The sequence below is a fragment of the Wolbachia endosymbiont (group A) of Longitarsus flavicornis genome (assembly GCF_963931955.1).
Taxonomy (GTDB): domain Bacteria; phylum Pseudomonadota; class Alphaproteobacteria; order Rickettsiales; family Anaplasmataceae; genus Wolbachia.
The window spans coordinates 876313-888572 of sequence record NZ_OZ008337.1; the positions used below are offsets into that span (position 1 = coordinate 876313).

11 protein-coding genes are annotated in these 12260 nt (G+C 33.6%); 1 reads left to right on the forward strand and 10 read right to left on the reverse strand.

What is annotated here, in order from left to right; genetic code table 11:
* Nucleotides 1–327: 327 nt before the first annotated feature.
* Nucleotides 328–1431, forward strand: coding sequence for a hypothetical protein (locus AABM58_RS04365; RefSeq protein ID WP_338406466.1), 1104 nt, complete (start codon nucleotides 328–330; stop codon nucleotides 1429–1431).
* A gap of 35 nt (nucleotides 1432–1466) precedes the next feature.
* Here AABM58_RS04365 and AABM58_RS04370 read toward each other — a convergent pair whose 3' ends face one another.
* The 10 genes from AABM58_RS04370 to AABM58_RS04415 form a co-directional block, all read right to left on the reverse strand.
* A complete protein-coding gene (locus AABM58_RS04370; protein ID WP_338406467.1) occupies nucleotides 1467–2246 on the reverse strand; it encodes an exodeoxyribonuclease III in 780 nt (259 codons plus the stop codon).
* On the reverse strand, nucleotides 2246–2953 hold the full coding sequence (locus AABM58_RS04375) for a uroporphyrinogen-III synthase (RefSeq protein WP_338406468.1): 708 nt from the start codon (nucleotides 2951–2953) through the stop codon (nucleotides 2246–2248). The genes AABM58_RS04370 and AABM58_RS04375 overlap by 1 nt, the downstream gene beginning before the upstream one ends.
* Before the next feature lie 245 nt (nucleotides 2954–3198).
* Nucleotides 3199–4425, reverse strand: coding sequence for a DEAD/DEAH box helicase (locus AABM58_RS04380; RefSeq protein WP_338406469.1), 1227 nt, complete (start codon nucleotides 4423–4425; stop codon nucleotides 3199–3201).
* Between the two features lie 35 nt (nucleotides 4426–4460).
* A complete protein-coding gene (locus tag AABM58_RS04385; RefSeq protein ID WP_064124857.1) occupies nucleotides 4461–4712 on the reverse strand; it encodes a cold-shock protein in 252 nt (83 codons plus the stop codon).
* A 174-nt stretch (nucleotides 4713–4886) separates the two neighbouring features.
* A complete protein-coding gene (locus AABM58_RS04390; RefSeq protein WP_338406470.1) occupies nucleotides 4887–6221 on the reverse strand; it encodes a TldD/PmbA family protein in 1335 nt (444 codons plus the stop codon).
* Nucleotides 6222–6239: 18 nt separating this feature from the next.
* Nucleotides 6240–7103 carry an ATP synthase F1 subunit gamma gene (gene atpG / locus AABM58_RS04395; RefSeq protein ID WP_338406471.1) on the reverse strand — a complete coding sequence of 288 codons (864 nt, stop codon included), beginning with the start codon at nucleotides 7101–7103 and terminating at the stop codon, nucleotides 6240–6242.
* Between the two features lie 209 nt (nucleotides 7104–7312).
* A complete protein-coding gene (locus AABM58_RS04400; RefSeq protein ID WP_338406472.1) occupies nucleotides 7313–8533 on the reverse strand; it encodes a heme biosynthesis protein HemY in 1221 nt (406 codons plus the stop codon).
* Entirely contained in the window at nucleotides 8530–9261 is a 732-nt protein-coding gene (locus AABM58_RS04405) for a hypothetical protein (RefSeq protein WP_338406473.1), read from the reverse strand. The genes AABM58_RS04400 and AABM58_RS04405 overlap by 4 nt, the downstream gene beginning before the upstream one ends.
* Nucleotides 9254–10483: a lipoprotein-releasing ABC transporter permease subunit gene (locus AABM58_RS04410; RefSeq protein WP_338406474.1), complete on the reverse strand. Its 1230-nt coding sequence runs from the start codon at nucleotides 10481–10483 to the stop codon at nucleotides 9254–9256. Before AABM58_RS04410 ends, AABM58_RS04405 begins: the two co-directional genes overlap by 8 nt.
* A gap of 411 nt (nucleotides 10484–10894) precedes the next feature.
* A complete protein-coding gene (locus AABM58_RS04415; RefSeq protein WP_338406475.1) occupies nucleotides 10895–12184 on the reverse strand; it encodes a sugar phosphate nucleotidyltransferase in 1290 nt (429 codons plus the stop codon).
* Between the last annotated feature and the right edge of the window lie 76 nt (nucleotides 12185–12260).

Genomic DNA, 12260 nt, shown 5'->3' on the forward strand with positions numbered 1-12260 from the left:
CTTCCTGCATTACCTCCTGTCACCTAACTCGTAGAACATCACAGGTTGCACCCATAAGGCACAGCCCATAACTGTACGAATACTGAGATATAAGAGTAATTTGTACCAAGAAAAAAGATGTCATCCAATGACCGAAGGTATGATAAAAATAATACAGAAAATATTGAAATTGCCATAAACAGTACAGATTTACAACAATACCCCAGAAGGAAAATAGTGCAGACAGAACGGCTATGAGCAGACATGATGTAATGTTGAGTATAAATCATTTGAACTAATACGAAAAATATGTTAGAATAGAACATAGCAAATGCAAATAGGTCAGTCATGACAGGCCCACAAGTAAAAAGTTCAAAACCTCCAAAGTTACCTACCCAGGTGACTAATGAAGATGAGAAAATTTTTGAAAAAGAGGAACATCAGGTAATCTATCGTGCTTTCCTAGATACTTTAGAAAATCCAGAAAAGCAAACGAAACAGGAAATAGAAAAGAAGAAACAGAAATTGAAAGAAGAACTTTCAGATCAAGAAAAACAAAAATTACAGAGTGATCTGAAGTCATTAGGGAAACTGTTGGGTCAATTACAGGGTCAAAATGAAGATGAAAAGAAAATTTTTGCTTTTGTATTTGAGAATAGAGAAGAGATATTCAAGAATATTAATCAAGAAGATATAAAGTTACTAAGTGAAGAAAATTTTCTTCAGTTTTTAGTTTCCGTATCTAAAAAAATTAAAAAAGAAAATTTAGCTAGAGAAGAGAATTTAAAGAATGGCAAAATAAAGCAAGAAGTAGCTGAATGTGTAGCTGATATACGTGGTACAGAAGCTTGGGATTGGGTTGTTGATTCTGCTAAACGTAAAATACCTTTGAGAGAATTATTAGAAAAAATACCAGGTCTCGGGAAAGTTTTAGGTGTTAAAAAAGAAGAGGATGAACCACCGCTCAGTGATGAAGAGATGGTAAAAACGTTCTTAAGTAAATCTTTACTTCCTATTACTCTTTTTGCTTTTTCAGCATTAATATTTGGCACTGGCCCAATTGCACTAGCAATTAGTGGTGGTCTCCTTGTATGGACTGAAGTAAGTACAATCAAAAGTCTTTTTTCAAATAACAAAAAAGGTACTTTGTATGACCCTAGCTCACAAGATAAAGATGATACAGAAAAGAGAGCAAAACTGAATGGAAAAATTCTCGAGGGCATTGATGATATTTTAAAAACCCCAGTTACAGGAGTTGAGAAAGGCACCCCTGTTCCTGAGCAAGTTACTTCGGTAGGAAAAGAAAAGAGTGAACAACAACCTGTTCCTGAGCAAATTTCCCAGGAAAACAACAGGGGAAACGAAAAGAGTGAGCAGCAAGATCGATCTTGGGCAGGAAAGGAAAACAAACGAAGGGAAGAGACCATAGAGCAGCAACCAAGTAAGACCTAGGTTTGCCAAAAGTGAGTTGTGTAAGAGGTCTAATATTATTCTATAGCACATACAACAGGAGTATGGTCAGACGGATTTTCTAGCTTACGCAATCTATCATCTATGTAGCATGTTTCCAATTTATCTACAGCTTGTGGTGATAACAGCATATAATCTATTCGCATTCCTTGATTATTTCTGAGTGAATTGCCTTGATAATGCCACCAAGTGAATTGTTGCAAATTTGGGTGGGATATTCTAAACGTGTCTTTAAACCCAAGATTCAAGATTGCTCTTAACTTCTCACGTTCTCTTATATGAAAGCACACTTGGCCATTCAATAAGTTTGAATCAAAGACATCAATTTCATCCGGTGCAACATTATAATCGCCAGCTATAATAGTTAACTCTTCATTCTTTAACAAAGTGCTCATCCTTTCATATAGGTTATCAAAAAACTTGAGTTTATATTCAAATGCTTGAGAGTCCAGGCTTTGACCATTTGGCACGTATACACTTCCTACCCTTACCTTCTGATTATTGTGCTTTATTATGCACTCTATATAACGCGCTTCTTGATAACCTTCTACGATATCAATCTTAAACTTCTCCAGTATTGGATATTTAGATAAAACACAAACGCCATTTCTTGCAACTTGTCCATAGATAGCATGTTCATATCCTAACTTTTCTATCTCTGCATAAGGAAATTGCTCTTCCGTACATTTTATCTCTTGCAGCAAAACTATATCTATCTGACTATCAACTATAAAACTACAAAGTTGGTTAACTCTTTTACGTATGGAGTTTACATTCCAAGTTGCAATCTTTAGCATCAACAATCCTTATTAATTATATCAATTAAACTCTCCCCAGTAGGCAACCTCGATGTTATAATTTTTTTCCATTTGATTAACTTTAAACTATCAGCAATGTTCTTACTCATAGTATATGCAACTGTATTATTCATCACATGAGATAGCCCACTTTTTAGAACTAATGAACAAAATACCCTTGCTGTCTGTGAGGAAAAAAAAGCAACACTACCAATTTTACCATCCAACAGTAAATTTTTACACCTATTAGTTAGACTCCTTTTAATGATTGTTTTATAGAGTACAACTTCTCTTACGTTAAAATCTTCTTCAGATAATCTCTTTTTTAGGTCACATGATACTTCTTGTCCTCTTATATATAAGAACTTTATTGCACTTGAATAGTGAGCTTTTATGAATGATATCAGACCATCAACGTTGCTGTCTGCTGAGATTATATCAGAAAATCCCAAATTTTTTGCAGCCTGCATGGTTGAATTACCAACTGTAATAATCGGAAAGTCATCCACTTTGCATATTTGACTAAAAGCCTTTACACTGTTTTTACTTGTGGATATTACAGCGTCAAATTCGTGCGCAGATATATCAGGATTTAAGTACTTTATTGTGAATACTGGTTCTATATAAACTTTGTATCCATACTTTCTCAATATATTTCTTGTATTGAACGAATCCAATAAAGGCCTCGTTAATAAAATAGACTTCATTCTGATTTATTTTACTACCAGTAAAATAATATCCTTTATACACAAATTACTAAATAAAAATTTTTATTTTTCAAATGTGACCTTACAACCGCCGCGGCGCTAACAAGTAACGGAATGACGAGTTTTACGCTTATCAAGTTGTAGGTAAATCCAGTTTGGATTAGCTATATATTTTTTCTACCATCCCCCAATCACTTCGCTTTGCAGCAAGTTTATTGGAGTTTTTGAAGAATAGTTAAAGTATATTAATACGCTTTTTCTAGTACTCTGCTTTTCTTCTGAAATGCATTGATCTTTTTTCTACCGTATTTAGTCTTTAGCGTACTTGGCCTTTTAAAGACCTTTTTGCTGTTACGTTTTTTAAATTGCACACTACAATCAAAATTTGGCTCTCCTTCTTTGTCTGCCAGTGCAGGCAGTCTTCTCTTATCTTGAGGTGTAACAAAAGATAGCGCATGCCCTTCAGCTCCAGCACGTGCAGTTCTACCTATACGATGAATATAGTCAGCTTGCGATTGTGGTGCATCATAATTGATAACATGTTGAATGTGGGGAATATCAAGGCCGCGAGAAGCAACATCTGTTGCAACCATGATTTGATTACGGCCACGACGAAAAGAATTAATGACCCTTTCGCGCTTGTGCTGCCTTAAATCACCATGGATTGCTAAAGCACTATAGTCATCTTTGTGCAATCTGCTAGCTAGCTGATCCGCTCCTTGCTTTGTTTTGACAAAGATAATGATTGATCCTTCGCGCTGACATAGTTGTATAACAAGCTTTCCATATTTTTCTGATTCTGATGCATAAACAACTTCTTGCTTAATTTTTACAGAAGTTGTAGCCTCACAATCAACAGAAATACGTTCTGGTCGATTAAGGTACTTCTCAGTAAGTTTAACTATATCACTAGGAAGAGTTGCAGAAAACATAAGAGTCTGCCGTATTTTTGGCAGATATTTCATGATCCCTTCAATTTGAATTCCAAAGCCCATATCAAACATACGATCCGTTTCATCAAGCACAAGAACGCTAACATTGCGAGTAATCAAAGTTTTACGCTCAATATGGTCCATAATACGACCAGGAGTACCTATTACAATTTGTGGTTTCTTCTGAAGCTGATTTAGCTGCTTAAAAATAGGCTCACCACCAATCAACAAAGCGACCCTTAGTGCAGAATTTTGGAATAAGAGTTTTTTTATCTCATTTGTTACCTGATGCGCAAGCTCCCTGGTTGGCACAATGACTAAAGCTGAACCAGCGTTAGGCTCATTCAGCAACTTAGCAACCAACGGAATAGCAAATGCCAAAGTTTTTCCAGTTCCCGTTTGAGCAGATCCGAGAATATCTTTACCTTGTAGCGCTAAGGGAATCGCTTGTATTTGAATCGGAGTTGGGACGAAAAGATTATTTTTATCTAGAGCTTGTGTAAGCGAAGCTGGTAGACCCATCTCATGAAAATTATTCACAATACGTTAATCCTATTAAAAGACTTCATAATAGATTAATCTTCCAATCTTAAGTTTATTGCAGATTTTTTATCTTCTCCGTTTCTACCGCGCTCTTCTTTAACTTCATAACTCACCCTTTCTCCTTTTATTCCCTTCTCTTTATTCTCTCCTTTAAGTGTCTCAGGTCTTATTCCTGAACGTTCCAATGTGCTAATATGTACAAAAACGTCACCCCCTTTACCTTCTGGCTTGATGAAACCATAGCCTTTTTCGGCATTAAACCATTTTACATTACCAAATTCCATTTAAACAACTCCTAAATTATTAACTAATATTACTAATGTGATGAAAAACTTTGAAATTACGATTGAGAATGCTTTAAGCTTAGCTATTGAAACTAAACCTTTATACTCCATAGTCTATTCTTAACATTACATGACAATAATACACAATTGTTGCACTTGATGCAAATAAAATTTTTAATCGTTAAGCGAACCTGCAACCGTCATTTCGCTAACTTTAATCGTCGGTGAATTAAATTGCCCACAAAAAGTTAGATCATCTGCAACTACTAAATTGCTAAACATATCCTTCAAATTGCTAGCAATGGTAATCTCATGTATTGGATACGTTATTTTTCCATTTTCTATAAAAAATCCGGAAGCGCCTTGGCTGTAATCGCCATTGATTAAATTGATACCAAAACCAAATAAATCAGTTACATATACTCCCTTTTTCACTTCCTGAATTAATTCTTCAAATGATACATTACCATTCTCAATGTAGAGGTTACTAGCTGCAGGAATAATTGCAGCATTACTTGCACGAGTTGCACTTCCGGTTGTTTCTGAGTTTAATTTTTTAGCCGAGTATAAGTCTAAAATCCAATTTTGTAATATTCCGTTTTTTACAAATATATTTTTCTTGCTAATTATCCCTTCTCCGTCAAATGGTCTTGATGCTATGCCTCTTGGCAATAACGGATCATCGATAATGCTAATTCTATCATTAAAAATTTGAGCGTTTAAACTACTCCTCAAGAAAGAACTGTTGCTCACAATGCTGTCGCCATTTATAGCAGAAGCGAAACTTTTTATTAGCCCCTTTGCTGCTCTTTTTTCAAAAATAACTGGAAATTTACCAGTTTTAATTGTACGTGAATTCAATTGATCAACTGCTCTTTTTGCTGCTCCTTTTCCTATTAACTCTGGCAACTTTAAATCACTAAAATTACATGCTATATCATAATCGTAACCAACCTTCATTTCACTTTCTCTTCCAGCAACAACAGAGACCTGATTAGCAAAGGTTGATTTACTAAACGAGCCAATAAAACCAGAAACAGTTGATAATACTGTATTCACTAAAGCGTATGAAGAAGAGGCTCCTTCAGAATTAGTGATACTCTTATGTGCGAGGGCTGAATTTTCTGCAGCTTCAGCAATTTCTTTTAGGTTATCAACGGTTACAACATTATTATCTGAGATACTTAAATCTACAGAAGAGGTATAATTACTACCATTTACAGCAAAATTAATGCAAGGATCTTCTGGCGCATTCTTTGCCATTTCTACCACTTGGCTTACCGTATCACTAAGATTATTCAAATCGTTTGTAGAAATATACGCAGCTTTGTTTTTACCTGCTATAGCTCTGATTCCTACAGTGCAATTTTTAGATTGTGATATCTGCTCAATTTTTGATAGACGCTGAGAAACTGAAGTCTTATTAGTTTCATATATTGTAACTTCCGCATCTTGATTCTGCTTTTTTATTAATTTAGTGATATCTGCTGCAATATTTAATATATTCATTTTCTGTTCCTTAGATTTTTATAAAGACTCTGCACCACTTATAACTTCAATTAAATCAGTTGTAATTGCTGCTTGACGAGAACGATTATAAAGCAATGCTAGTTTGTTCAGCATCTCTTTAGTGTTTCTGTTTGCTGATTCCATAGCAACCATTCTAGCACTATTCTCACTCGTTGCACTTTCAAGTAAAGCAGAGTAAAGAGCAATTACAACGTAATCTTGAACCAAAGATTTTAAAATAAATTCAATATTTTGTGGTTCATACTCATAGCCGTAATCTGTTATTGGACCAGCCAGAGAGTTATCAATCAAGGATGAGTCTTTACTCCATGGTTTTATTGTTTCCAACATTGGTTTTTGTGTGAAGGTATTATAGAATTTGCTATAAAAAACTTTAACTTTATCGTATTTACTTAGATCTATACCACCAACCAAAGCTTCTACGTGCTTTAACGTGATTCCCTTACTATTTTCAATTTTTAAGATACTTTTAGAGTCAAATCTATTTTTCCCTACATCAAAAGCTTTTTTACCAAGAAATACAATATCTACTTTTTTGCCATTTGCGATTAACTTATTTTGACTAAATTTGACAATAGAAGAGTTAAAGTTGCCGCACAAGCCACGATCAGACGCAATAATGAATACTAGGTAAGAACCGTCGTTACTGACATTTAGAATTTTTGCCAGTAATTCTTGATCAACTGATAGCATTAATGAAGAAATAATGCTATGCAGCTTAGATACATATAATTTTGAATTTAATAACTTCTTTTGGCTTTGTAACAACTTTGCTGCAGAAACCATTTGCATTATTTTCGTGGTTTTCTGTACAGACTTAATATTCTTAATTCTTAAGGATAATTCCTTTAAGCTCTTCATTTTGTATACAACCCTGATTTATTAAAATATATAATTGTTAGTGTCTAAAAGCAAGTTTTTTTGACATTAGAACCAAGTCTAACTAAAAAACTTGCAGGTTTATTATTTTGAAATAAGGGTTATATTAAGAGATCTACTCCAAAAATTGTTCAATAGAGGTCTTTGATGGTAATTTTCCATATATTATTATCATCACACTTTGTGGAGCCTTATAATATATAATAAACACAATTAAAACTATTGCAATTTGAACATTTATGATCCCATTGCTTTAGTTCTCTGTTACAACTTTTACACTTCCAGCCTGGATCAGGCAAAGCTTCTGAGCCCATCTTGTTTAGCCAATAAATTACCTTGTCGTGTTCTTGCAATGTAACCTTGAGCTGTATTACAATAAAGTAGATTGACATGTAATTAGCTTTTTTCATAGCAGTGTCTAAATATTGACTTGCAAGATCATATTTACCTGAACTCATTGAGGACAGAGCAAGTAAACAGTAACTAAAATAATAATCAGGGCGTAAGTTGTATAGTCTTTCAGCACCTTTACTATTCAAATTGATGTACATTTTAGCTGACTGAGGAGTAGGATTTACTGTATACTCTGCTTCTAGCACTGCAGAAGCTTTTCTGATTTTTCCAAGTTTAATATATAATTCTGCCTTTAAATAATTGATGGGCCGAAAGGTTGCATAATAACTTTGTGCTCTGAATAAAGACTTTATAGCCCCTTTAAAATCCCCTTTACTTTCATATTGTTTTGCCAAAGCACAATAAAAAACTGCAAACATTTCTTTATGGTCAAAGGGAAGAAAAATATTGAACTTAACTGCTTCCTTCAACCTCAAAATTGCATTAATCCAATCTTCTTTCAATATGCAATGCTCTATTTGAAAGGGAATAGATAGCATTTTATCGTTAATTGAACTAGAGCAATATTCTATAAATTTTTGAAAGACTACTTTTTCTTGTTTGAGGTAAACGATCAGCTTATTGGCCAGAAGTAGAGCTAAGTTACGATTTTTATTTGCAACGTTTGTTAAACCGTTACTGAAAAAGCTGTAATTTCCCGTCTTACCTGAGTTAAAGAGCTTTATTAAAGATAACCTATCGCTCTTCTCATTTAGACTTTTAACTACCTTTTGGGCGTTCTCTATATTGTCTAAGTCTATGCTAAAGAAAACTTCAAAGAGAAGCAATTCTTCCCTATCCCTTCTTCTATTTCTTATGTTGGCAAATGTTGATGAAATGGAAGAAAAAAAGCGTGCAAGTGCAATTAACAAAAATAATAAAACTACACAAGTAAAAATAATGAAATATAGATCAATACTTATAATGTAATTGCCTAATTCTAATTTTATTACTTCACCACTTACCTTGACCCATATGCCAAATAAAAACGAAAGAGCGAAAATTATAAAATAAATCATGAGATATATTGTAATAAGTGATGATATATTGTTGAAATATTCTTAGAAGCTACAATAAGACCATTCAATTTATTCAGCCATGGTTTGAACTCTGAATGCGTTAAATCTTTTACTGTAGTAGCTATACTTTGCCAATCATTATCATTTATTGACTCCTCAATTTCCGCAAATTTTACTCTTAACGGATCATTCCGATCGTTTATCTTTATCCAGTTTGAAATGATTTTTTTAGACAATGTACTTTTGTTGTAATCGATAATATCAATAGTTTTTTCAAAAGATAACTTCAATTCGTGTAAGGTATTTATCTCTTTCAAATTTTCTAATTCATCTACTGCATTTTCTATCTCTGGATCATCAAGCTCTGATATCAAAGGCTTTATTGAATTTATATGGTTATCAAATTTTGCTTCTCGCAATAACGAATTCTTCGTTTTAATCACAAGTAACAGCAATTTTGCAAGGTTCTTACATCTTGAATTATTATCACCTTGCTCACACTGAGTATGCTGACTTCTCTTTAAGTCAAATATCCTTTTTTCCGTTCTAGATTGATTAACTTCAAGTAACATTCTAAGCTCATCCATGCCTTCCATTAAAGTTTTCACATTATTTTCACTCTCTTGCTGATTTATTTTTAAAAAGATTATGTTATTTATTGTGATGTAACCGGTAAATAACAATACAATTAAGAACCAACCTATGTACTTTTGCTGAGTATCATTCATAACGTAATATCTCTGCAGGATCTTGTGCAGCTGCCTGTAATGCAGGAGCAATTGTCGCTAAAAATGATAAGAATAATGCAAGTGCAGAAATGTTCACTACATCTTGAGGAACTAATATCATTGGTAAACTTGAAAAAAAGTATATCATAGGATCAAACAGCTTGACGTTAGTAATGTTTTCTAAAAACACTCTAATGCTTTCGATATTGAGAGAAAAAACGACACCTATAATACAGCCAAGACAAGTTCCCGTAAAACCGATTAATAGACCACAAGCACAAAATATGCGCATAATGCTTCCACTTGTTGCACCAAATGTACGCATAATTGCAATCGCGGATTTCTTTTCTTGCACTATCATCATTAAATTTGAGATAATATTAAACGCTGCTACAACTATAATCAAAGTAAGAATTAAAAACATCACATTTCTTTCAGTTTTTAAAGCACTAAAATAATGGCTTTGCTGTGATTGCCAACTTTCAGCTTCCATTCCTATTTCTTTTTCTATAGCATCTGCCAGCTTATCAGCTCTAGTAACGTCGTCTACAAGTACTTCTATATTTTTTATGCTATTTTCATAATTAAAAAAGGCTTGTGCTGATTTTAGAGGCATATATATCAAGGTATTATCATACTCAAACATACCCATATCAAATATTGCTATAACTTTATATTTTTTCATTCGCGGCATTTCACCAAGTAATACATCAAATTCTTCAGATGATATAAACGTAATTTCGTCGCCATAGTCAATGTTCAAAGCTTCTGCCAATCGTGCTCCTATTATTATCCCTTCATCAAATTTTGTTACATCACCTATAATTACATTATTTGTAACGGCAGTACTATCAAGCAAGTCTTTAGTTGACACACCTCGCACTACGCTACCTGCAATTTTACCATTTGCTGCAATAATGACTTGATCATTGGTCATAGGAGTAGCTTTTAATATACCAGGAATTCTCTCAATAGATTTTGAAACTGCGTAGTAATCTGAATTTATGTTCCTATCAAAATAAACGTTAATATGGCCATCAATGCCAAGTATTGAGTCAAGCAACTTTGCTCTGAATCCGTTCATCACAGACATCACCACTATTAGTGTTGCAACTCCAAGGGCAATGCCGATAATAGAGAACAAAGTCATTATAGAGCAAAATCTGGCATTTTTCGCTCGCAAATAGCAAGCAGCCATAGTAATTTCAAAGGCAATGGACATTACAAAATATTTTGAGGTTAGACATTATATTTTTGAAACTTCGTATAATTGTAGACTTTTCTTTATTTAAAAACTAGAGATTTTTGCTTCCTTAAATTTAGCAGGCTTATAGAATATATTCAATACCTTAACACACAGCTATACGAACATTTGTTTTTGTTAAGGTAATTCATACAGTAAATGGTGTCATGCCAGTGCTTGACACTGGCATCCAGGAAATTTTTGCTTGCAAATAAGTAAACTGATTTGGTGAGCGTAGAAAGCAGCTGATCTTATGCTGAATAAACGTTTTTGATGAGGTTGCATGAAAGCTGGATCCCAGTGTCGAAGCACTGGGATGACACCCTTCCCTGGTAGAGATTTGCCCTCAAATCACAATGTTCGTACAGTTATGACCTTAACATTAGAATTTCAAAATCTTCCATATACATCATCCAACCTCACTATATCATTATCAGATAAATGCTCTCCTATCTGAAATTCAACTATTTCAAGTGGAAAGCTTGTGCTTCTATTTTCAATCCTATGGGAAACTTCCCTTGGGATTTCTATCATATGGTCTTTTACTATAGCATATTCTTTGTCTTCTAAACTAACATACCCAACTTCTGATAGCACTATATGGTATTCATCTCTATAGTGATGGAATTGCTTAGAAGTGCAGCTTAATGGATTTATAAAAAGATATTTTACAAGAAAATTTTCGCTCATTAAAATTATACTACAAAATCCCCATGGTTTAACTTCTTTTCTTATTGCCTTTACTTTCTTAACTTTATGAATAAATGAAATTAGACTTTTGTTTGGTTGCTTACAAGCTCCACCCAATAAATTTTTATTACTTTCTGTCGTTGAAACTGGTTCTTTTTCTCTAATCACATGCTGAAATGACACCGGTTCTTTACTAAACTTCTCACTCAATTCTAAAACTGAATTCCAAGTTCCAACATCCAACCAATCGAAATTAGCTTCTATCATTGCAACGTTTTTTGCTTTCTCCATCACCAAGTAATCAATGGATATGTCTTTAATTCCTGCAAAATCTCGTTGTTTTAAATATAGAAATCTCTCTTGCGGTGTGAAATGTTTAAAACATGAATTGTAAAGATTCGGGGCAGATTTTTTGATCTCATCTATGTAGCGTTTTGCTTTAAACACAAATATTCCAGAGTTCCAATAATGATTATTATCTAATTCATGCACGGGTTTTTCTGTGAAATCTTTCACTATATGATATTTTTCTTTCTGATCATAAACTGCATTTATATAACCGTATTCAGAATTGAATTCATGAGGCTTAACCCCAAAAGTGACTATAGAGTTAGTTTCAGAGGCTAGCTTAGATGCTTTCTCAACAGAAGTATAAAAACTATCCAAATCACCTATAAAATGGTCTGAAGGCAGAATTAACATTATTTCGTTTTCATTACAGAGAAGCGCAGCAATTAATATTGCCGCTGCTGTTCCAATTTTTACTGGTTCGAAAATCACTTTATATTCTTGTAGCGCATGTAACTCTTTCATCACTAATGATTCATACTGTATATTCGTGGTAATTATGGGTGGCATATAATCACTTTTTAGCCTCAACAAAGTGTTGTGAAACATAGTGTTCTGACTAAATATTTTCTGAAATTGCTTTGGCTTAGATAAAGGCCAAAGTCTACTGCCACTACCACCACACAATATTACAGGACGCATTTAGTTAAGATATTAATTAAATAATTAATATCTTATACCGAGGGCAAAATGCATGCAAGTTTTTGTTGTGGAATAG